This is a genomic window from Limosilactobacillus kribbianus (assembly GCF_026413145.1).
GTDB lineage: Bacteria > Bacillota > Bacilli > Lactobacillales > Lactobacillaceae > Limosilactobacillus > Limosilactobacillus kribbianus.
This window is the reverse complement of record NZ_JAOVYZ010000007.1, coordinates 1-22,926: the sequence shown is the minus strand read 5'-3', so window position 1 is coordinate 22,926 and position 22,926 is coordinate 1. Positions and strand designations below refer to the sequence as shown.

Sequence of the window (22,926 nt, the reverse complement as noted above, 5' to 3'; positions counted from 1 at the left end):
CCTTTCTGCGACCATCTGGTTGGTTTTGGATTTTGGTACTCTACCTGCTGGTGCGGGTAAGCTTCTTGAGACGCCCACAAGTATTGATTGCTTGCCTGCTTACACTGCTGGTAGCGACAATGATCTGTCAGGGCTATCGGTAGCGGATGACGCATATGATGGTCAAGGGACAGACGCCGGTGACCCAGACGCTACTGGTGCTGCCCGACGAGGTGAAAGTCTCTGGAGATCTAATCACTCTTTTAGCAAAGGATCAACGAACGGGACAGCGCGAAACGGTAACGATGATCAACCGCGACCGGGAGCAGCGGCGGGTAATCGAAAAAATGGCCGGCCCTCAGTACTGGCAAGTTACCGGTGATTTGCAGCCAGTCATGCCGGCAACTAACGAAAATGAGTTTGATTTGCGGCGCTACTTTCGGCAGCGGGGCGTTGTCAACCAGCTGCGAATTTCCCGGCTGGTGGCGATCCGGCCCGTTTTAAAGCCAAATTTGCGGATGCGCTGCCACCTTTGGCGCTATCAATGGGGGCGTTACTTTCAGAAAATGCCCCAGCCGCTAGCAGGTTATTGTCAACAGCTGTTGATCGGCCAGACAGACCCGCAAAACGCGGACCTGATGGAAAACGTCAAGCGCCTGGGAGTGATTCATCTCTTCTGCATTTCCGGGATGCACGTGGTTTTACTGATCAGCCTGCTGCGCTGGGCTGGCATTTACCTCTGGCTTGACCGGGAGCTGGTCGACGGGCTTCTAATCTGTCTTTTGCCCCTCTACCTAGTAATTGCCGGGGGCGCGGTCAGCCTGGTGCGGGCGGTGATTGTTGCGGAGGCCGGCCTGCTCCAAAGGTTTCTGAAAATGGACGGTCTGGACTGCTGGGCACTGAGCTTGCTTGGCGGGCTGCTTTATGAACCAGAGCTGCTGCTCAGCCTGGGCGGCCAGCTGACCTATCTGCTGTCCTTCATGCTGCACGTCCTGGACCGGCGGCAATCGGGCCTTCAGAAGAGCATTTTTCTGGGTTTAATCAGCCTGCCCGCTATCCTGACCTTCGTGTTTGAGTTTCACTGGCTGAGCCTGCTGATCAGTTATCCCTTAATTCCGCTTTTCTCCCTGATCCTTTTCCCGTTGGTGATCGTCGCGGCAACGACGTACTGGCTGCTGCCGTTTTTGGGCTTGATGGTGAACCAGCTCCTGATCCTGTTTCAACGGGTAATTGCCTTGGCGGCCAGCATACCCGGCGAAGTTCACTTTGGTAAGCCGCCGCTATTTTTTGCGTTAATCTTGTTTGGCCTGACCTTATGGTGCCTGACTGACTGGACGAGGCCGCGGCGGTGGGGAATGCTGGCGCTGGCTTACCTGGCCTGCCTGCTGGTGATTCACTTTCCGCTACAGGGCGAGGTTGCCTTTGTCGATATCGGTCAGGGCGATTGCATCATCATCCGCGAACCGCTGAATCGTCGGGTGATGATGATTGATACCGGTGGCAAGCTTAATTTTGGGCACTTCAAAACTCAACCGCGGCGCAACGTGGCAACACGGACCAGCATTAATTACCTAAAGAGCCGGGGGATCAGCCGAATCGATACCATTTATTTAACCCACCGGGATACCGATCACATCGGTTACTTACCGACCGTGATTGCCAATATGCACGTGGTCCGGGTGGTAGTGCCGGCGGGGATGGAACGCCAGCCGGTGCTGCAAAACAAGCTGACGGCTGGGCAGCGGCCGGCAATTATTCCGGTAACGGACCAGCATCCTAACGTTGACCCGGAACTCAAAATTCTGCATCCCTTCCAGCCGGGTGAGGCACAAAATCAAGATTCCCTGGTGTTAACCGGCCAGTTTGGCGGCCAGCGCTTTGTCTTTACCGGCGACCTGGATCGAGCGGGAGAACGGGCGGTGATTGCCCGCTATCCTGAGTTGCGGGTTGCGGTTCTCAAGCTGGGACACCATGGCAGCCGGACGGCTAGCGACGAGCAATTCCTCCGGCAGCTCCAACCACGCTTGGGAATTATTTCAGCAGGCCGCTTCAACCGCTACCACCATCCCAATGACGAGGTAATTGCAACGCTCAAAGAGCTGCAGATTAACTACCTTTCCACCCAGCAATACGGGATGATTAGATATGTATTTCAAGGAACCAATGGTCACTGGACGACCACACTACGAGGAGACGAACTTAAATGGACCTTACCGAATTGTCTAAACAACTGAAGAACAAGCAACCGGCCCCGGTTTACCTGGTGCTGGGGACCCAGCAGGCCTTAATCGAACAGGCCCTTGACCGATTCCTGCAGCTGATTCCAGAGGAGGAACGGGTGATGAACGTGGGCCGCTACGACATGGAAACGACCTCCGTTGCCGTCGCCCTCGATGATGCGATGGCGGCGCCGTTTTTCGGCGAGCGGCGGTTGGTAGTGATCAACAAGCCCTACTTTTTAACCGGGGAGAAGAAGCGGGGGAAAATTGACCATGACGTCGACGGGCTGAAGGACTACCTGAGTCACCCTGAAATGAGTACGGTCTTCGTCATTCTGGCCCCCTATGAGAAGCTCGATGGTCGCAAGGGGGTTGTGAAGGCCTTAAAGAAAACGGCGGTGACGGTCAGCGCGGCCCCGCTCAATGAGCAGCAGGCCCGCCAGGCGATCGTCGGCCAACTGATGGCGGCTCATTTCCAGATCGATCAGGCGGCAATGGACGAGCTGGTGCAGCGGACCAATGCCGATTACGGCCTGATGGAAGCCAACCTAGCCAAGCTCAAGATCCTGGCCTACCAAGATCAGCATATCACTCAGCAGATGGTGGCCGAACTGGTTCCCCAGTCCCTTGACGAGAACGTCTTCGATCTAGTGACGGCAGTCCTCAAGCATGACCAGGTGCGGGCTCTGGACCTCTATCGCCAACTCTTGGCGGGGCAGCAACAGCCTCTGCGGATCAATGCCGTGCTAGTGGGCCAATTTCGGCTCTTACTTCAGCTCAAGGTTCTCAACCAACGCGGTCTGAGCCAGGGGAGCCTAGCCAAGGAATTGAACGTCCATCCATACCGCGTCAAACTAGGGTTGCGGACGGTTCGCAACTTCTCGATGCTGAGCCTGGAGAATGCCTACCTGGGTTTAATCAGAATCGAACAGGCACTGAAGACGACCCAGCGCGATCCAGCCCTTCTTTTTCAATTGTTCATGCTTCAGTACGCCCATCAGGCCCGCCAAGCCAACTAAAAATAGCGCACCAATCATCATTGGATGGTTGGTGCGCTATTCAGTTTAAAAATAAAAAGAGTCAGCACTTGCTGACCCTTTTTATTTTACATTACTTGTTGTAACGTGCGGCTAAGCGTGACTTGTCACGAGCAGCCTTGTTGGCCTTAATGAGACCCTTGGAGTGCGCCCGATCAATTGCGGAAAGAGCATCCTTGTACAGTGCGTCAAGGTTGTCTTCACCAGCAAGCTTGGCCTTGTCGAACTTCTTGATAGCAGTCCGCATGTGGCTTAATTGGGAAGCGTTCTTTGCTTCGGCCTTGGCACTAGTTTTAACACGTTTGATTGCTGACTTGATAATTGGCATGAGTTTCACCTCCATTACCCGGTTATTCAGTTGACCAGAATTTTCAACGTTTTTCATTATACAAAAGACTGGCGGCTAATGCAATAGTTTCAACTGATCAAGCGGGGATTTTGTTGCAAAGCTTGCAAGAAGGCCAGCAATCGGTTATAGTATTAAAGGTTAATTTAATGACCAACTTGCCTCTTCTCAGTTTGGCGATCCTCACCGACGTCGTACTTAGAACTAGGCGCACTATTAATTGAAAGGTGGGAAAATAGCATGGCTATTTCAAAGGAACGTAAAGATCAAATCATCAAGCAATTCGCAACGCACGAGGGCGACACTGGTTCAACCCAGGTTCAGGTTGCTGTCTTAACTGCTGACATCAACGAACTGAACGATCACCTTCGTACTCACAAGCACGACTACCACTCACAACGTGGTCTGATGAAGAAGATTGGTCACCGTCGTAACCTTCTGGCTTACCTGCGGCGCACCGACCTGCCTGCTTACCGTGAACTGATCAAGGCTCTTGGCCTTCGTCGGTAATCTTGATCTTCTGGCACTCCAGCACTTGGCTGGGGTGCTTTTTTCGTCTCCCGGGCTAGATTAGTTCCAATGATAACTTTGATTGTGGTAAGATATGATTAGCTAATCGTGAACGAAATTAAAAATCCCATCATTTAACTTGTGGTGGGGCAGTTCAAAACTAAATCAAAGGAGTAAATTACTCGATGAGTAACAGTATTAAGATTATTCCATTCGGGGGCGTTCGTGAAAACGGTAAGAACATGTACGCCGTCGAAGTGGAAAACCAGATTTTTATTCTCGATGCCGGCCTAAAGTACCCGGAAAACGAATTAATGGGGATTGACGTCGTGATTCCTGACTGGGAATACCTGCGCCAGCACAAGGACAAGATTGTCGGAGTCTTCCTGACCCATGGCCATGCCGATTCAATCGGGGCCTTGCCGTATTTCTTGATGGACTTCAACGTGCCGGTCTTTGGTTCCGAGATGACGATTGCCCTAGCTAAGCTGGCGGTTAAGAGCCATAAAGAAGTTAAGAAATTCAATGATTTCCATGTCGTCGATGCTACCACGGCAATTGATTTCAACGACGTGACCGTCTCTTTCTTCCAGACGACCCACACCATTCCAGAGACCCTTGGGGTGGTCATCGAGACCAGTGAGGGGAATATCGTTTACACTGGTGACTTCAAGTTTGACCAGACGGCCACGAAGGGTTACCAGACCGACCTGGCCCGGCTGGCGGAGATTGGCTCCCAGGGTGTTTTGGCGTTACTGAGCGATTCCGCAGGGGCAGGGATCAGCGGGACTTCCGCCCGGGAAAAGGACATTGGCGAGTACGTCAAGGAAACCTTCAAGCACCAGGATGGTCGGATCATCGTTGCCAGCGTTGCTTCCAACATCATGCGAATTCAGCAGATTATCGATGCCGCCGTGGCCGCTGATCGGAAGATTGTGCTGTCCGGCAAGGACCTGGAACAGATTGTTAACACCGCCATGAGTTTGGGCAAATTAAAGCTGCCAAAGGACTTGCTAATCAGCATGAAGGAAGCGGACAAGTTGGATCCTTCCCAAGTAGTCATCCTAGAGACGGGAAAGATGGGCGAGCCAATTAAGTCGCTCCAACAGATTGCCAGCGGGGACAACCCGAAGCTGCACATGACCGATAACGACCTGGTCTTCGTGACGACCACGCCATCCTATGCCCAGGAGACAGAGGTTCAGAAGACCAAGGACATGATTTACCGGACCGGAGCCGAGGTCAAGTTTATTTCCGATGACCTGAACCCATCCGGTCATGCCAACCAAAATGACGAACAACTGATGCTGAACTTTATGAAGCCGAAGTACTTCATCCCGATCCAGGGTGAGTACCGCTTGCTGAACAAGCACGCCCAGCTGGCCGAAGAGGTGGGCATTCCTGCCGACCATATCTTTATTACTGCCAAGGGTGACGTTTTAACCTACAAGAAGGGCGAATTCCACCTCGGTGATCACATCGATGTCGGCAACACGATGATTGATGGGACCGGGATTGGTGATATCGGTAACATTGTCCTGCGCGACCGGCGCGTGCTGTCCGAAGATGGGATCTTCGTGGTAGTTGCTACCATTGACCGCAAGAAGAAAAAGATTGTGGCCCGACCGCAGATCACTTCGCGGGGCTTTGTCTTCGTGAAGACCAACCACCAGCTGATGAAACAAAGTGCCGACCTAGTTGAGAAGGTTGTCCAGGAAAACCTGGACCAAAAGGAATTCGACTGGAGCCATCTCAAGCAGGATGTTCGTGAGAAGCTCAACCGCTTCCTTTTTGACCAGACCAAGCGTCACCCGGTTATCCTGCCCGTGATCATGGAGATCAACCAACACGCCAAACGTAAGGGCAAGAAGAACAACAATGACGAGGATAAGAAGGATAATTCTTCTAATAAGGAAAAGAAGTCCAACAATGGTCATCATCGTGGCCGGGGTCGGGGCCGTAAGCACGACAAACAAGGTCAGGCCAAGAAAAATAATAATAAAAACTAGTCAAAATTGAGGAGCCAGTCGAATGGATTGGCTCCTTCTTTCATGTTGTGAGGTGAAAAAATGGATGAACAACAAAAGCGTGAATTGCGGCGTGCATTGGTTCTGATCAAACAGGAAAAATGGAAAACGGCCAGTGAGATTCTTGGTGGACTGCTGATGGACACTACTAGCCCGATCCTGATCCGCAACCAGGTGCTGGCGCTCTATCACGATCATCAGTACGTCCAGGCCTTGAGCTTCGTTCTGGAAGAACCAGCCCTTTTCCTAAAAACGCGATCGGATGTTGAATTAGCGGTGCGGGTGCTTTTGGCGAACCAGCGCTATCTCAAGTGCCGCTTGCTGATTGCCGGGGCGGATCCAGGCTGGCAAGAAGAATTATTGAAAATAGTTGTTGATAGTGAACAGGCAGCGGAGATCAAGTACCAGGTGACCCTTCAACAGAATCTTCGGCAGTTTTATCACCTGGGGGATGGAACGATTCTGGAGCAACGCGAGCGTCTGAGTGAAGCCTACGAGTTACCGCTGAACGAGTTCTTGCTGGGAAGTCGTTTCGTCTTGCGTGATCCCTTTGTTCAGCCCCTGATCAAAAGTGACATCATCGAAACTCTTCGCTGCATTCACCTGGACGCCCAGGTGACCTACCTCTGGCTGGACAATCAGGAATACCAGGTAAATCCGGCCCACTTGATTGCCAGCGACGAACTTCCGGTGGTGAAAAAGGTGCGTCAGCTGATTCACGACCGATTAGCCAACCAGGATGCGATGCGCTATCAGCTGGCTAATCAGCAGTTTGACTTGCAACTGATGTTCCTGATGCCCCGAATTGAAGACGTGATTGACGACCCGACAGCTTGGGCCGAGGAACTGTTAGTGACGATTGACGGTGGGAAAAGTGCAACTGATTCGGCTGCAGCACGCTGGCAAAAGCTAATCAGGGCGCGGATTAGCAAGCTTGCCCAGGGGAATTAATAAGGATTTTCTAATTTAGGCGAAAAACATCGCTAAATTTATTTACAAACGCGAGGATAGTTGATATTATATTTAAGAATTCTTCTTCAAGCCTTTGATATAAAGCTTTCAATTGGCGAAAAGAAGTAGTACAATATCCCTAAGGGTGTGTCAGTCATTTTTTTGAAACGACTGGCATTATACTTGTAAATTAACAGGAGGTTTTCATTAATGGCTGAAAAAGAACATTATGAACGTACAAAGCCCCATGTAAACATTGGTACTATTGGCCACGTTGACCATGGGAAGACTACTTTAACTGCTGCTATCACCAAGGTACTGGCAGCTAAGGGTCTGGCAAAGGAAGAAGATTACGCTGATATCGATGCCGCTCCAGAAGAAAAGGAACGTGGTATCACTATCAACACTGCCCACGTTGAATACGAAACTGAAAAGCGTCACTACGCACACATCGATGCGCCAGGTCACGCCGACTACGTTAAGAACATGATCACTGGTGCTGCACAAATGGATGGTGCTATCCTGGTTGTTGCCGCTACTGATGGTCCTATGCCACAGACTCGTGAACACATTCTTCTTGCTCGTCAGGTTGGTGTTGAATACATCGTTGTATTCCTGAACAAGACTGACTTGGTTGACGATGACGAACTGGTTGACTTGGTTGAAATGGAAGTTCGTGACCTTCTGAACGAATACGATTTCCCTGGTGACGATGTTCCAGTTATCCGTGGTTCCGCTCTGAAGGCTCTTCAGGGTGACCCAGAACAAGAAAAGGTTGTTCTGCACCTGATGGATGTTATTGATGACTACATCCCAACTCCAAAGCGTCCTACTGATAAGCCATTCATGATGCCTATCGAAGACGTCTTCACTATCACTGGTCGTGGTACTGTTGTTTCCGGTCGTATCGACCGTGGTACTGTTAAGATCGGTGACGAAGTTGAAATCGTTGGTCTTTCCGACAAGGTTCTGAAGTCCACTGTTACTGGTCTGGAAATGTTCCACAAGACGCTTGACCTTGGTGAAGCCGGGGACAACGTTGGTGTTCTGCTTCGTGGTATTTCTCACGACCAAGTTGAACGTGGTCAAGTTCTGGCAGCCCCAGGCTCCATCCAGACTCACAAGAACTTCAAGGGTGAAGTTTATGTTATGACCAAGGAAGAAGGGGGCCGTCACACTCCATTCTTCTCCAACTACCGTCCACAGTTCTACTTCCACACTACTGATGTTACTGGTACGATTGAACTGCCAGATGGCGTAGAAATGGTTATGCCTGGTGATAACGTTACGTTCACTGTTAACCTGCAAAAGCCAGTTGCCCTTGAAAAGGGTCTGAAGTTCACCATCCGTGAAGGTGGACACACTGTTGGTGCCGGTGTGGTATCCGAAGTGCTGGACTAATTTTCAATTAGGCAAAAACATGAAGGAATTCGGTCTTGCCGAATTCCTTTTTTGCTTTAAAATTACGTTGCGATGTCAGGCAATTGGTTGCAATTGCCTGACAGCTACGGTAAACTAATAAAGTATGTACAGACCAGCGCGCAGTAAGCGCCTGGTCAAATTGAAATGTTATTGGAGGAAATAAAATGTCAGCAAAATGGGAACGCGATAGCGATGCCAGCAAAGGGACATTGACTTTCACGATTGATGTCGACACGATTAAGAAGGGTCTTGACGAAGCCTTCGTTGAAACTCGTAAGAAGATCACCGTTCCGGGATTCCGGAAGGGTCGTGTTCCTCGCCAGATTTTTAATCAAATGTACGGCGAAGAATCACTTTACCAAGATGCCTTGAACAAGGTGCTGCCTGATGCCTACAGCGCAGCGGTTGAAGAAACCAAGATCCAACCAGTTGCTCAACCTGAAATTAACATCAAGAGCATGGAAAAGGGTCAACCATGGACTCTGACTGCTACGGTTGACGTGATGCCAGAAGTTAAGCTGGGCGACTACAAGGGAATGGAAGTTCCTGAACAGGACACCACGGTTTCTGACGATGACGTTAATGCCGAATTAGAAAAGAAGCGTCAACAACAAGCTGAACTGGTTCTGAAGGAAGACAAGCCAGCTGAAAACGGCGACACGGTTGTCATCGACTACGAAGGTAGTGTTGACGGTGAGAAGTTCGACGGCGGTTCCGCTGACAACTACTCCCTTGAACTGGGTTCCGGCTCCTTCATCCCTGGCTTTGAAGACCAACTGGTTGGCCACAAGTCCGGTGATGACGTTGATGTTAAGGTAACCTTCCCAGAAGACTACCACGCTAAGAACTTGGCCGGTAAGGACGCCATCTTCAAGGTTAAGGTTCACGAAATCAAGGAAAAGCAACTGCCAGAACTTGACGATGACTTTGCCAAGGACGTTGACGAGGATGTTGACACCTTAGACGAACTGAAGGACAAGACCAAGAAGCAGCTGCAAGAAGACAAGGACAACCAAGCTAAGGCTACCATTGAAGACGCTGCGATCGAAAAGGCTGTTGCCAATGCCGAAATCCAAGACATCCCACAATCAATGCTGGATGACGACACGAACCGGCAGATGCAACAATACCTTGCTGGAATGCAACAACAGGGGATCAGCCCACAAATGTACTTCCAGATCACTGGTACTAAGGAAGAAGACCTGAAGAAGCAATTCGCAAACGATGCTGAACAACGGGTTAAGACTAACCTGGTTCTGGAAGCTATCGTTGATGATGCTAAGCTGGAAGCCAGCGACGACGAAATGAAGAAGGAAGTTGCTGACCTGGCTAAGCAATACGGCATGAAGGAAGACGCCGTTGAAAAGGCACTGTCTAAGGACATGCTGGCTCACGACATCAAGATCAAGAAGGCCGTTGACCTGGTTGCGGACTCCGCAAAGCAGGTTGCCAGCGACGACAAGAAGTCTGACAAGTAATTTTACTTCGTTCAAGACTGATGAGTGCCCAATCAATTGATTGGACACTTTTTCTTTTGATCCAAATCACATCATTCGAAATCGGTCTTTAATTTTGTTATGATGTTCTCAGTACTTTAGAGGAGGAAGCTTAATGTTTGAAGATACCAAGGGAATGGATTCTATTCACTGCTCCTTCTGTGGTAAGTCACAGGACGAAGTGAAAAAGATTGTTGCCGGTCCCGGTGTGTACATTTGTAACGAATGCGTGGACTTGTGCAAGCAGATCATTGATCAGGAACTGGCCGATGATCAGGCAAGCAAGGACTTCCGGGTACCGACACCAGAAGAGATCGTCAGTGAACTGGACGACTACGTAATTGGTCAGGATGAAGCCAAGAAGACGCTGGCAGTGGCAGTTTACAACCACTACAAGCGGGTCAACGCCATGATGAATGGTGATAACAACGATACTGAGCTGCAAAAGAGCAATATCGCGGTGATCGGCCCAACTGGTTCTGGGAAGACCTACCTGGCCCAATCCCTGGCCCGGATTTTAAACGTTCCATTTGCGATTGCCGATGCGACGACTTTGACTGAAGCCGGTTATGTCGGCGAAGACGTGGAAAACATTATCTTAAAGCTGCTGCAAGCGGCGAACTTTGATGTTGACCGGGCCGAAAAGGGCATCATCTACATCGACGAAATCGATAAGATTGCTAAGAAGAGTGAAAACGTCTCAATCACCCGGGATGTTTCCGGTGAAGGGGTTCAGCAGGCCCTCTTGAAGATCCTGGAAGGGACGATTGCCAATGTTCCGCCGCAGGGGGGCCGGAAGCACCCGCAACAAGAATTTATTCAGGTTGATACCAAGAATATTCTCTTTATCGTCGGCGGAGCTTTTGATGGTATTGAGACGATCGTCAAGGAACGGCTGGGTGAAAAGACGATTGGTTTCGGTACCGACACGAACGCCGATGAAAAGGGCAGCATCACTGAGAAGAACATCCTGCAGCACGTTATCCCAGAAGACCTGCTGAAGTTTGGTTTGATCCCAGAATTCATCGGGCGGCTGCCAGTGATGACCGCTTTAGAGAAGTTGGACGAGCATGATCTGGTCCGGATTCTGACCGAACCGAAGAATGCCCTGGTTAAACAGTACCAGGAACTGATTCGTCTTGACGGCAGCAAGCTGTCATTTACCGATGGCGCCCTTAAGGCTATGGCTCAGTTGGCCATCAAGCGAAATACCGGTGCCCGGGGGCTGCGGTCGATCATTGAAGACGTCATGCGGGACGTCATGTTTGACCTGCCAAGCCGCAAGGATGTCGCGGAAGTTGTGATTGACAAGCGCTGCGTGACCCACCATACGGAACCACGCTACGTCATGAAGAAGCAAGCCCAGGCCAAGTAAGGAGAAGCGCGATGGATGTACATAACGTTGACCTGACGATCAGTGCGGTTCGGGCCGATCAATACCCCAAGACGGACTATCCAGAGATTGCCCTGGTTGGCCGCTCGAATGTCGGTAAATCCTCACTGACCAACACACTGATTAACCGGCAGAACTTTGCCCACACCTCGAGTCAGCCGGGAAAGACCCAGACCCTGAACTTTTACAACGTGGAGAATCAGCTCTACTTCGTTGATGTGCCGGGTTACGGCTACGCCAAGGTTTCCAAAAAGGAACGGGAACGCTTTGGTCAGATGATTGAACAGTACCTGACCCAGCGGGAACAATTGCGCGGGGTCATTATGCTAGTTGACGCTCGTCATGAACCGACTGCCGATGATGTTTCAATGTATCAGTGGCTGGACTACTACAGCTTGCCAACCCTGGTCGTGGGAACCAAGAGCGACAAGGTTAAGTCTAACGTCTGGAACCGGCAGGAAAGCCAGATCAGAAAGCGACTGACGATGAAACGTGACGCGCCATTGATCCTCTTCTCGGCGGTGACGAAACGGGGCAAGGATCAAGTATGGCAATGGATTGAACAACAGACGGGGATGAACTAAGTGGATTTCAACGAGTACCAAAAGGCAGCCAAACGGACGCTCTACGGAAATGAACAGGTTTTGACCAACTGTGCCCTGGGGCTCGCCGGCGAGTCGGGTCAGGTGGTGGACCTGGTAAAGAACTACACCTTTAAGAGCAAGCAGCTCAACCGAGCAGAGCTGATGCACGAGATGGGGGATGTTCTCTGGTATCTGTCTCAGATTGCCGAGTGGGCAGACATTCCATTCGACGAGGTTGCCAAGGCAAACATTGCGGAATTAAACCGCCGCTACCCTAGTGGCTTTAAGAAACAAAAGTAACTGGTAAACAGCTGAAACGTTAGCTATGCAGTTGGTTATCACCTTCGCTTAAAAAAGGGAGGCCGGGAGAAAATTTGTTTTCTCCCGACCTCCCTTTACTTTTCAAATAATTGGAAAGATAACGTGAAAAACAACCGTGGGGCTAGTGTCTAGCGCAGCGGAGCAAGTCTATTTGACTACGGACGAAAGCCGACGCCTTCAGCGCCGACTCCCGTCCTAGGCTAGCCATACCTAATAGGCTAGCTTCGCGTCGCGCCCCACTCTGGTGGTTGTTTCCCACTCACCTCTTTTTTGCGGTCCAAGCTTACTTTTGCTTATCCGTGTTTTTCTTATCAGTTTCTTTGTCTGCTTTTTTCTTATCAAGCGGTTTTTGCTTCTTCGAATCAACGGCCAACTGGTCGAAGAGTTTGTCGATTTGCAGGCTCCGCCGAGTAACAAGTCCCATTCTGATCGCTCCTTTAATCTCTTTTAAGAAGAATGCTAGCACATTTACCGGCAATTCGACAAGTCATCTGGCTTGCACTTTCTTTGCCTTTTGGACGGCGGATCACTTATAATAATTAGTTAGTAATTTTATCGGAGGGTTATGATGGCAAGCGAATATCTGGAACATAAGCTAGCATTACTGCCGGATAAGCCCGGCTGTTATTTAATGAAAAATATTAACGGTCAGATCATTTACGTTGGAAAGGCCAAGAACCTGAAGAACCGGGTGCGGTCGTATTTTAAGAGCAGCCACACCGGAAAGGTCGCCAAGATGGTGTCAGAGGTGGCGGACTTCGAGACCATTATTACCGGGACCAACAAGGAATCCTTCCTCCTGGAAATCACCCTGATCCAAAAGCACCAGCCCTATTTCAACATCAAGCTGAAGCGGGGGACCGGCTATCCTTACATCAAAATCACCAACGAGCGTGATCCGCAGACCATGATCACCGGTCAGGTCAAAAAAGATGGGGCCTACTACTTCGGTCCCTACCCGAACGTGTACGCGGCCGAGGAGACCCTTCACTTTATCCAAAAGGTCTACCCGCTGCGGCGTTGCCACGGTTACCAGGGCCGCCCCTGCCTGTACTATCACATGGGTCAGTGTTTGGGGGCCTGCTTTAAGGAGGTTGCGCCCGCGGAGTATGCAGCCCAGATCAAACGGATTAAATCGTTTCTCAACGGGAACACGGCCGCAGTTAAGCGTCAGCTGACGGCCCGGATGAATAAGGCCGCTGCGGACCTGGAGTACGAACGGGCCGCTGAGATCCGCGACCAGCTGCACTACATTGAGGTGACCGTTGAAAAGCAAAAGATCATCTCCAATGATAAGACGCCGCGAGACCTCTTTAACTTTTATATGGACAAGGGCTGGCTTTCGATCCAGGTCTTCTTTATCCGCCAGGCGCGACTGATGAAACGGGAGAAGCGGCTCTTCCCAATTGTTGACACGGCGGTTGAAGAAATGACCAGCTTCATTCTTCAGTTCTACCACCGGCGCAACAACATCCTACCTAAGGAAATCCTGTTGCCGGCGGGACTGCCAAATAAGGAAATCAGTGAAATCCTGGGCGTCCCGGTGCGGACACCAGAGCGGGGGGAAAAGCGCGATTTGATGGACATGGCGGCCGAAAATGCCCGCCTAACCCTAAGTGAGAAGTTTCGCTTGCTGGAGATGGACCAGAGCAAGACGACCGGGGCGATGAAGGAAATCACCGACGCCTTGGGACTGCCGGCGGGCCACAAGATTGAGGCCTTTGATCATTCCCACATCCAAGGGGCCGATCCGGTCAGCGCCATGGTGGTCTTCGTTGACGGGGAGCCGGCTAAGAAACTTTATCGTAAGTACAAGCTCAAGACGGTGATCGACCACGCCGATGAAGCCGCCAGCACCCGCGAGGTGATTCGACGGCGCTACTCCCGGCTCCTAAAGGAAAATAAGCCAATGCCGGATATGATCTTCATGGATGGTGGTGAGATTCAGATGGACGCCGTCAAGGATGTCCTGGAGAACGAACTGGGGCTTGATATTCCGGTAGTCGGGATGGTTAAAAACGACAAGCACAAGACTGCCGACCTGCTTTTTGGCGATCACGATCAGCACGTTCACCTCGATCCACGTAGCCAGGGCTTTTACCTGGTACAGCGGATCCAAGACGAGGTGCACCGCTTTGCGATTACCTTCCATCGGCGGGTTCACACTAAGCATTCGCTCAGTTCCCGATTGGACGAGATCAAGGGGGTTGGGCCGCGGACCCGGACCAAGCTGCTGAAGCAGTACGGGTCGATTAGCAAGATCGCCGCGGCTTCGGTGGAAGATATTCAGGCCCTGGGGATCAACCGGCCCACGGCCCAATTGATTAAGGTTTCCCTGCAGAAAAACGCGGCGGTGGCCAAGGGCAGCAGTCACGATTGATTTTGACGCTGTCCGCTTTTTCCAATATACTTAATAGTAACTAAATAGAACGGAGAATAATCCAAATGAATACATTTGTTGATCAGATAAAAATTGAGGTGCATGCCGGAAAGGGTGGTGACGGAATGGTCGCTTTCCGGCGTGAAAAATACGTGCCTAACGGTGGCCCTGCCGGTGGTGATGGTGGCCGTGGCGGCAGCATCATCCTGAAGGTGGACGAAGGTTTACGGACCCTGATGGACTTCCGTTACCACCGGATCTTTAAAGCTAAGAACGGTGGCAACGGGATGAATAAGCAAATGACCGGTCCGAGCGCCGAGGATACCGTAATTGCGGTTCCCCAGGGGACGACGGTGCGTGATCTCGATACTGGCCAGATCATCGGTGACCTGGTTGAAGAGGGGCAAGAACTGGTTGTGGCCCGCGGCGGCCGTGGCGGTCGCGGCAACATTCACTTTGCCAGCGCCAAGAACCCCGCTCCGGAGATCGCAGAAAACGGGGAACCTGGTGAGGATCACTATCTGGAGCTCGAATTGAAAATGCTGGCCGACGTCGGCCTGATCGGTTTTCCATCGGTCGGGAAGTCAACGCTCCTGTCAGTTGTGACTGGTGCTAAGCCAAAGATTGCGGCCTATGAGTTTACGACCCTGGTGCCAAATCTGGGGATGGTCATGCTGCCGGATGGCCGGGATTTTGCGATGGCTGACATGCCTGGATTGATTGAAGGAGCGTCTAAAGGGATCGGCTTAGGCCTGAAGTTTTTGCGTCACATCGAACGGACACGGGTCTTGCTTCACCTGGTTGACATGAGCAGCGAGGATCCGGAACAGGCAATCCAACGTTACCGGCAGATTAATCATGAGCTGGCTAACTACGATCCCGAATTGCTGAAGCGGCCGCAAATCGTGGTCGCCACCAAGATGGACCTGCCGAATGCTCAGGATAATCTGGATCACTTCAAGGCAGAACTGCAGGAGGACACGACGCTGCCAAACGTGCCACGGATCTTCCCAATCTCCGCCGTTACTCACCAGGGTGTCCAGCAGTTGATGCAGCTGACGGCTGATCTGCTGGATCAGACGCCGGCCTTTGACAGCGAAAGCCACGACGAGCAACTGGTAGCCGAATACAAGGCTGCCGCACCGGAGAAGGAGACCGCCGACTTTACGATCAGCAAGGATGAGGATGGAACCTGGGTCCTTGGCGGGGCCAAATTACTCCGGCTCTTTGACATGACCGACTTAACTCACGAGCAGAGCCAGTTGCGTTTTGCCCGGCAGCTCCGTCAGATGGGTGTTGACGATGCCTTGCGGGCAAAGGGCATCCAAGATGGCGACCTGGTACGGATTAAGAAGTTTGTCTTTGAATTTGTTCAATAAACACGATTGAAAAGGTAGGAAACACTATGCAACTAGAATTTTTAGGCACCGGTGCGGGCTCGCCCAGCAAGCAGCGCAACGTTACCAGCGTGGCTCTGCGTCTGCTGGAAGAGCGCAATGCCATCTGGCTCTTTGATGTCGGTGAAGCAACGCAGCACCAGATCCTTTACACGACGATTCGGCCGCGGAAGATCGAAAAAATCTTTATCACCCACCTTCATGGTGATCACATCTTTGGCCTTCCGGGCCTACTGAGCTCGCGGTCCTTTCAGGGGGGAAACGAGCCGCTGACAATTTATGGACCGGTAGGAATCAAAAAATTTGTGCTGACCGCCCTGCAGGTGAGCGAGTCGCGGTTGAGCTACCCGCTCCACTTTGTTGAAATCCAACAGGAGGGCAAGATCTTCGAGGACCAGGGCTTCACGGTTTACGCTAAGAAGTTGGACCACAAGATCACCTGTTATGGTTATCGGGTAGTAGAGCATGATCACCCGGGCGAACTAATGGTAGATAAGCTGCGGGCAGCCAAGGTACCGTCCGGGCCGGTTTACGGGCAGTTGAAGGCCGGCAAGACCGTTGAGCTCCCTGATGGTCGGGTATTGGATGGCCATGATTTCATCGGTCAACCACAGCCAGGCCGGGTGGTTGCTATTTTAGGTGATACTCGGGCAACGAAGAATGCGCTCTGGTTGGCTAAAGATGCGGATGTGTTGGTTCACGAGAGCACCTTCGGCAAAGACGAGGCCCAGTTGGCCCATAACTATTACCACTCAACCAGCAAGCAGGCTGCGGAAATTGCGAAAAAAGCGGGTGCCAAGCGTCTTTTCCTGACCCATATTTCGGCCCGCTATGCCGGGAAGGCTGCCTATCAGCTGGCCTACCAGGTTCGCAATATTTTTCCAGAGACGCGGGTCGTAAATGACCTGGATGTGTTCGATATTCCGTTTAAAAAATAAGAAAAGGGATGGTAGACAATGTTAAGACGGGTAAAAACACTGCGCTTTTTACGGAATGAAGTCGTGCTGATCACCGGTGGTTCGAGCGGCATTGGTAAGCAGCTCGCCCTAGAAGCAGCACGCCGGGGAGCAATTGTGGTGGTGGCCGCTCGCAACCAGGAAAAGCTTCAGAAAGTAGCCAAAAAGTGCTTGATTTTGTCGGGCCGGCCAGCATTTGCCTACCAGCTCGACGTGACTGATCCGGACGCCATCGATCAGGTGCTGGACAAGATCCAACACGAGGTCGGCAGTATTGATGTCCTAATTAACTCGGCCGGTTTGGGTGAGTTTACCGAGGTTGCTGACCAGCATTATTCTTCTATGGCGGAAATGGTTCACGTTAATCTCCTAGCACTGATGTACATCAGCCGGTGCGTGGCCAAGCAGATGATGGATCAGGGCTATGGGGCAATCATCAACATCGCCTCACTGGCTGGCAAGATCCCAACGCCAAACAGCGCGGTTTATTCGGCAACCAAGGCTGGTGTTATTCAGTTTGATAATGTCTTACGGATGGAAGTCGCTGATTACGGCGTTCAGGTACTGACGGTCAACCCCGGCCCGATCTCCACGAAGTTCTGGGCAAAGGGTGATCCTAACAACACCTATCAGGCCCACCTGCCAAAATGGATGTTCATTGAACCAGACGAACTTGCTCGGCGGATCTGGGATAACGTTGGCTACCAGACGCGGGAAATCAATGTTCCGACCTACGTGGCCTGCCTTGGCTGGGCCTACCGGGTCATCCCTGGTCTCAGCGATTGGGCGATTAAGAAGTTCTTTGATTTTCAGCAGGACAAGAAGAGTTTGTAAGTAGAATGGCTGTGACCGACGTGTTGCAGCCTTCCTTATTTTGCAGAAATTTTTAGGAAAGCGCATGGTGAAGAAAATGAATGATTCGCGGTTTAAATGGGAACTGGCAAAGGATGCGGATCCGGCGGCAGTAACGGCCCTCACAAAGATAGGGCTGAGTCCGGTGCTCGCCGATCTCCTAGTAAAGCGGGGCATAAAAACGCCGGAAGCTGCCCAGCAATTCTTACAACCTGATCCCAACTTGATTCATGATCCCCATCAGCTACATGACATGGACAAGGCCGTGGACCGGATTCAACAGGCGATTGAGCGGGGAGAACAAATTACGATCTACGGCGACTACGATGCGGACGGAATTACCAGCACGGCAGTCATGTACGAGACGCTCCAAGAAATCGGTGCCAATGTCAATTATTACATTCCCAACCGCTTTAACGATGGCTACGGACCGAATGCCGCAGCCTACCAGCGTTTGATTGAAGAGGGTACCCAGTTGATCGTGACCGTTGACAACGGGGTCAGCGGTAAGGATGTCATTGATTCGGTGATAAAGCAGGGCGTGGATGTTGTCGTGACTGACCACCATGAGCTGCCAGCGGATCTACCGGACGCTGTTGCGGTGGTTCATCCCCAGTATCCAGGAACGGACTATCCTTTTGCCGGTCTCTCGGGGGTCGGGGTGGCTTTCAAACTGGCCTGGGCACTGACCGATGAATTTCCCCAGGAGCTGCTGGACCTGGTCGCAATTGGTGAGATCGCCGATGTGGTAAGTGTTGCTGACGAGAACCGGGTACTGATTTCCCTGGGACTGCAGGTCTTGCGCCAGGGGATGCGACCGGGTCTCCATGAACTAGTGAAATTGGCGGGACTTAATGAACCACGGCTGACGGATCAGGACATTGGCTTTGGGATTGCACCGCAACTAAACGCACTGGGCCGGGTCGCGGATGCCGGACTTGGGGTTCAGCTGCTGACGACCTTTGATGAAGGAGAGGGCCAGGAGCTGGCCAAACAGGTTGAGGCCGCCAACCAACAGCGCCGCCAGCTGGTGGACACGATTATGCAACCAGCACTGGCCCAAGCAAACGCGGCTAAGAATCGGCAGCATCCGGTCCTGATTTTGTTGGGTCATGACTGGCACCAGGGAGTCCTTGGTATCGTTGCCAGCCGGGTTCGTGAGCAGACCGGCAAGCCGACCATCGTTGCCAGTGTGGACGGTAGTCAGGAGGTTGCCAAGGCATCGGGGCGCAGTGATGAGCGCTTCAACCTCTTCGCCGCCTTGGACCCACACCGCGCGCTGCTGACGGCTTTTGGTGGTCACCCGGCGGCCTGCGGGCTTTCCTTTGCGGTTGACAAGCTGGATCAGCTTCAGGCGGCATTGGATGCGGAGGCAACGCGTCAAGGTTTTGATTGGCAAAAGCCGCTGCCATTAAAGCTGGCGACCGAGCTCAATCCAGATCAGATCAATGAGGACCTTTACAATGACCTTCAAAAGTTGGCCCCTTTTGGCCCGGACAATGAGGAACCAGTATTTGAACTTACCAACATTCACCCGGCTGGGGTCCGGACGATGGGAAGGGACAACAGCCACCTGAAGTTTAGCCTGCGCGGGCAGCAGAAACTAGCCGTGATTGCCTTTGGTCATGGACAAGATGCGCCGCTCTTTCAGGCACCGGGCAATCAAGTCGACATTGCGGCGACGGTCGGCATCAATGAATGGCAGGGACAGCGTTCAGTTCAACTAATGTTGGTTGACGCGCATGTCCATGGCCCCCTCGTCCTGGATGAGCGGACGGCGCATTTACGTCCGGAACATTTCAAGGCGGATGGGGAGTACATTGTCTATGATGATCGGCTTCGCAAAAACATTGCCCCCCACGTTGGGGCCGAGCACGCTTTGAGTCCGGCCGCCGCCCAGGAGATGGACTTTAAGCATCGGCAAATTACTTTAGTGGATCTGCCCGATAGCCTGGCGGCGCTCAAGAAGCTTTTTCAAAATGATACGGGGGCGCCGGCACAAATCCGCTTGCTACTGATGGATCGGCAGAATGTTTACCTCGCCGGCCTGCCGGATCGGCAAGACTTCGCCGAGGTGTACGGCTTTCTGCGTGCCAATCCCCGTCTTCAATGGCCACAGCAGGCGATGGCTGCCAGTCAGTACCTGAAAATCAACCCAACACGATTAAATTTGATAATTCAAGTGTTTTCTGAAGCGGGATTTGTTACAATAAATAATGGTGTTTTAAATCTGCAGCCGGTCAGTGGTAAGACAGATTTGAAACAAACGACACAGTACCAAAAACAGCTTGCTCGTTACCAAGCTGAAAAAGTCCTTTTGTACGGTGACGCCACGAGCGTTACTCAGTGGATACTACAGTGCCTTAAGAAGGATTAATAATTAAAGGAGAAAAATTTCCAATGACCTTAGACCTTTATAAATACGTCGCAAGTATTCCCGATTATCCAGAAAAGGGAATTATCTTTCGTGATATCTTACCGCTGATGGCGGACGGTGAGGCGTACAAGCAAGCAACTGACGAATTGGCTGCTTACGCCCGTGACAAGCAGGTGGACATGGTTGTCGGTCCCGAGGCGCGGGGCTTTATTGTCGGCTGTCCAATTGCTCGGGAATTGGGTGTCGGTTTTGCCCCGGCCCGGAAGAAAGGCAAGCTGCCAAGAAAGGCAATCAGTGCCACCTATAATTTGGAATACGGGACGGCAACCCTGCAGATGGAATACGACTCGATTAAGCCCGGTCAGCGGGTCCTGGTTGTCGATGATCTGTTGGCAACCGGTGGTACCATCTCGGCGACAATTGAAATGGTCGAAAAGATGGGCGGTATCGTCGTTGGTTGTGCATTCTTAATCGAATTGAAGGCCCTCCATGGTCGTGACAAGATTGAGAAGTATGACATGAAGGCATTAATGGAGTTTTAAGACCAAGATGTGCTGGCAGCGGCACATCTTTTGCTTCAGCTGAGCAAATTGCAAAAGGGGATATTAATTCATGATCTTTCTTGTTATTTTTGGTGGCTTAATGTTGATTCTGGGTGGCTTTTACCTGGCTAATTCCTGGCAGCATTACCGGGAATGGAAGGCCGGGACGATTATCGTTGTTTTGAGCTTGGCAGCGGTGATCTATGGTGGAATCAATCTGCCATATTTCCACCACAATCAGCAGGCACAGACCGAGCAGTCAAGCACGTCATCGTCTCAGACAACCCAGACACAGGGGAGCAATGCCTTTTCCGATAAAACGGGGACCATTAATGGCAGTGCTAATAACCAGGCAACCCAAGAAAATAAAGAAATGGCAGTGCTGCGCCAATTACAGAAAGGTTACTCCAAACTGGGCTCGGTTAGCTTTGACGAGGACACCAAAACCTTTAGTATTAAGCCAACCGACGATGACACGGTCAAGGCATTGGAATCGCTGGTTCAGGATCCAAGCCAGTCAGAACAAATTGGCTGGCCAAATTTGACCAAGTCCATCAAGTCCAATTCAAAACAGATCTCGAAAGTTCTCGGAGCGGACTATTCCCTGAGTATTGTTAATCCAGACAATACCAAAGAAGCCCTTTACACGGCTAAGAATGGGCAAACAACACACGATGTTGCGGATCAGAATAACTAAAGCAGATTAAATTCGACTGTTACTGACGTCCCCTTTACGGAATTCGGGAAGTTTGGTATAATGTAACAGTTGAATTATGGAGAGTTGGCAGAGTGGTAATGCACCGGACTCGAAATCCGGCGAACCCGTGTAGAGCGGGCGCGCAGGTTCAAATCCTGTACTCTCCTTTTTTAACCCTTTCGCTGGTTGTCAATGGTGCCAAAACGTTGATATACCAGCTTTTTTATTTTTGAAAATTATTATAAAAATGTATTTTTTGGCAAGTTCACGACAAAATTCACGACAAATTTCTATTCTTGCCGGCGTTGATAGGTCACTGTTTAGGTGGCCTTTTTATTTTGGTATGCGAGGAAGTCAAGTTTTGACAAGTAAAAAAAGCACAAGGAGAAACCAAGTGCTTTTACAGAGTTGATTGTTATTAATTCTTTAATTTAGAAATCTAATATATTTCTACCGTTATTACCAATTGTATTCTGTTGACCGTCATCATCGTTATAGCCAATGGTTTCTTCATTCCCAAGATTTAACAAGTTAATGCGGTGCGGCCGGCCACTAGCATCGGGTGCTGTATAAATGCCGTCTGATTGTTCATAAACACCCAATGTATTAAGTGCACTATTAACTGCCTTCCATTCTTTGGTATTCTTATACTCGCTTCCAATGTTGTTGCTATCTTTATAAACTTTTAGGATGTTGTAAAGGCGAGATTTGCCCTTAACAGCGCCCATTAGCGTGTTTAATTCATAGACCGTTAACTGGCCATGCTCGTTTAAGTTGCTAATGTAATTGCTTAGCTGCCGATCATTCATAGCGTTTAGCTTAGCATTAAAGTCTTGACGGTGTAACAATTCTAGTTGTGGATTGTCATATTCTTTCTTGCTACTTTCAAACTGTTTAATATAGTTCTTTTGCCACGTTTCAAGGTCCTCAATGTGATTATGAACAGCCTGGCGATAATTTTGGAGAATTGCTTTAGCTGTTGTTTGTGAGTCGGCTAGAATTTGCTGCTTGCTAGTTTTTCGCTTTTTCTCACGAGTAATATAGTCCTTTAATTTATTAATATCATTAATTGCCTGCTTATAGTAATCAGCTTCATAAATTGAAATATTCGCATAGCCATTTAGTTTATCCAGTTTCTTTTGCTGAATTTGTTTTCGCAATTCCGCTTTTTTATAGGCATCATCTTCACGGTCTAACTGTTTTTCAAGCTTAGCAATAACATTGCCAGTGTGCTGAGTAGTCGCATCAGATGAACTATTATTTTTGGCGTGTAGTTTTGCAATGATTTGTTCAGCTAATTCATTTGATTGTTTATCCACTGAAACTTGAAAGCCAGGAATAACGGCTAATCACCGCTATCCCTGGCTTCCTTGTTATAAAAATAGAAAAAACGCAAGAAGCTCCTGCGTTATACTTTAACTGTTCACACCAAAGTAAAGG

Annotated in this window: 20 protein-coding genes and 1 tRNA gene; 18 read left to right on the top strand and 3 right to left on the bottom strand. The window is 50.6% G+C overall.

Annotation, left to right across the window (positions count from 1 at the left end):
* Window positions 1-158 precede the first annotated feature (158 nt).
* Together OCT58_RS03000 and holA are read left to right on the top strand one after the other, a co-directional pair.
* On the top strand, window positions 159-2,213 hold the full coding sequence (locus OCT58_RS03000) for a DNA internalization-related competence protein ComEC/Rec2 (protein ID WP_267201363.1): 2,055 nt from the start codon (window positions 159-161) through the stop codon (window positions 2,211-2,213).
* Entirely contained in the window at window positions 2,183-3,217 is a 1,035-nt protein-coding gene (holA, locus tag OCT58_RS02995) for a DNA polymerase III subunit delta (protein WP_267201362.1), read from the top strand. Before OCT58_RS03000 ends, holA begins: the two co-directional genes overlap by 31 nt.
* A 91-nt stretch (window positions 3,218-3,308) precedes the next feature.
* Here holA and rpsT read toward each other — a convergent pair whose 3' ends face one another.
* A complete protein-coding gene (gene rpsT / locus OCT58_RS02990) occupies window positions 3,309-3,563 on the bottom strand; it encodes a 30S ribosomal protein S20 (protein ID WP_267201361.1) in 255 nt (84 codons plus the stop codon).
* A 258-nt stretch (window positions 3,564-3,821) separates the two neighbouring features.
* On the opposite strand from rpsT, the gene rpsO reads away from it, so the two are divergent.
* From rpsO to OCT58_RS02950, 8 genes are all read left to right on the top strand, one after another.
* A complete protein-coding gene (gene rpsO / locus OCT58_RS02985; protein WP_267201360.1) occupies window positions 3,822-4,091 on the top strand; it encodes a 30S ribosomal protein S15 in 270 nt (89 codons plus the stop codon).
* Between the two features lie 185 nt (window positions 4,092-4,276).
* On the top strand, window positions 4,277-6,100 hold the full coding sequence (locus OCT58_RS02980; protein ID WP_267201359.1) for a ribonuclease J: 1,824 nt from the start codon (window positions 4,277-4,279) through the stop codon (window positions 6,098-6,100).
* A 60-nt stretch (window positions 6,101-6,160) separates the two neighbouring features.
* On the top strand, window positions 6,161-7,069 hold the full coding sequence (locus OCT58_RS02975; RefSeq protein WP_267201358.1) for a hypothetical protein: 909 nt from the start codon (window positions 6,161-6,163) through the stop codon (window positions 7,067-7,069).
* A 210-nt stretch (window positions 7,070-7,279) separates the two neighbouring features.
* On the top strand, window positions 7,280-8,470 hold the full coding sequence (gene tuf / locus OCT58_RS02970) for an elongation factor Tu (protein WP_267201357.1): 1,191 nt from the start codon (window positions 7,280-7,282) through the stop codon (window positions 8,468-8,470).
* A 185-nt stretch (window positions 8,471-8,655) separates the two neighbouring features.
* Window positions 8,656-9,969: a trigger factor gene (gene tig, locus OCT58_RS02965; protein WP_267201356.1), complete on the top strand. Its 1,314-nt coding sequence runs from the start codon at window positions 8,656-8,658 to the stop codon at window positions 9,967-9,969.
* Window positions 9,970-10,102: 133 nt separating this feature from the next.
* A complete protein-coding gene (gene clpX, locus OCT58_RS02960) occupies window positions 10,103-11,362 on the top strand; it encodes an ATP-dependent Clp protease ATP-binding subunit ClpX (protein WP_267201355.1) in 1,260 nt (419 codons plus the stop codon).
* An 11-nt stretch (window positions 11,363-11,373) separates the two neighbouring features.
* Window positions 11,374-11,964 (top strand): ribosome biogenesis GTP-binding protein YihA/YsxC, encoded by a 591-nt coding sequence (yihA, locus tag OCT58_RS02955; protein ID WP_267201354.1) that lies wholly within the window; start codon window positions 11,374-11,376, stop codon window positions 11,962-11,964.
* Window positions 11,965-12,264 carry a nucleoside triphosphate pyrophosphohydrolase family protein gene (locus tag OCT58_RS02950; RefSeq protein WP_267201353.1) on the top strand — a complete coding sequence of 100 codons (300 nt, stop codon included), beginning with the start codon at window positions 11,965-11,967 and terminating at the stop codon, window positions 12,262-12,264.
* Window positions 12,265-12,568: 304 nt separating this feature from the next.
* Here the strand turns inward: OCT58_RS02950 and OCT58_RS02945 are convergent, their stop codons facing one another.
* Window positions 12,569-12,709 carry a hypothetical protein gene (locus OCT58_RS02945; protein WP_267201352.1) on the bottom strand — a complete coding sequence of 47 codons (141 nt, stop codon included), beginning with the start codon at window positions 12,707-12,709 and terminating at the stop codon, window positions 12,569-12,571.
* A gap of 144 nt (window positions 12,710-12,853) precedes the next feature.
* Here OCT58_RS02945 and uvrC point away from each other — a divergent pair, with 144 nt between their 5' ends.
* The 8 genes from uvrC to OCT58_RS02905 all read left to right on the top strand — a co-directional run bounded on the left by uvrC (window position 12,854) and on the right by OCT58_RS02905 (window position 21,653).
* The gene (uvrC, locus tag OCT58_RS02940; RefSeq protein WP_267201351.1) at window positions 12,854-14,665 is read left to right on the top strand and encodes an excinuclease ABC subunit UvrC; all 1,812 of its coding nucleotides are present in this window, start codon (window positions 12,854-12,856) and stop codon (window positions 14,663-14,665) included.
* 65 nt (window positions 14,666-14,730) lie between these two features.
* On the top strand, window positions 14,731-16,044 hold the full coding sequence (gene obgE / locus OCT58_RS02935) for a GTPase ObgE (protein ID WP_267201350.1): 1,314 nt from the start codon (window positions 14,731-14,733) through the stop codon (window positions 16,042-16,044).
* A gap of 26 nt (window positions 16,045-16,070) precedes the next feature.
* Window positions 16,071-17,000 (top strand): ribonuclease Z, encoded by a 930-nt coding sequence (rnz, locus tag OCT58_RS02930; protein WP_267201349.1) that lies wholly within the window; start codon window positions 16,071-16,073, stop codon window positions 16,998-17,000.
* An 18-nt stretch (window positions 17,001-17,018) separates the two neighbouring features.
* Window positions 17,019-17,852: an SDR family NAD(P)-dependent oxidoreductase gene (locus OCT58_RS02925; RefSeq protein ID WP_267201348.1), complete on the top strand. Its 834-nt coding sequence runs from the start codon at window positions 17,019-17,021 to the stop codon at window positions 17,850-17,852.
* A gap of 76 nt (window positions 17,853-17,928) precedes the next feature.
* A complete protein-coding gene (recJ, locus tag OCT58_RS02920) occupies window positions 17,929-20,247 on the top strand; it encodes a single-stranded-DNA-specific exonuclease RecJ (protein ID WP_305069070.1) in 2,319 nt (772 codons plus the stop codon).
* Between the two features lie 23 nt (window positions 20,248-20,270).
* Window positions 20,271-20,789: an adenine phosphoribosyltransferase gene (locus OCT58_RS02915; protein ID WP_267201346.1), complete on the top strand. Its 519-nt coding sequence runs from the start codon at window positions 20,271-20,273 to the stop codon at window positions 20,787-20,789.
* Window positions 20,790-20,859: 70 nt separating this feature from the next.
* Entirely contained in the window at window positions 20,860-21,486 is a 627-nt protein-coding gene (locus OCT58_RS02910) for a DUF308 domain-containing protein (RefSeq protein WP_267201345.1), read from the top strand.
* Between the two features lie 78 nt (window positions 21,487-21,564).
* A tRNA-Ser gene (locus tag OCT58_RS02905) sits at window positions 21,565-21,653 on the top strand.
* A gap of 264 nt (window positions 21,654-21,917) precedes the next feature.
* Here the strand turns inward: OCT58_RS02905 and OCT58_RS02900 are convergent.
* The gene (locus tag OCT58_RS02900) at window positions 21,918-22,805 is read right to left on the bottom strand and encodes a hypothetical protein (RefSeq protein WP_267201344.1); all 888 of its coding nucleotides are present in this window, start codon (window positions 22,803-22,805) and stop codon (window positions 21,918-21,920) included.
* Window positions 22,806-22,926: the final 121 nt, after the last annotated feature.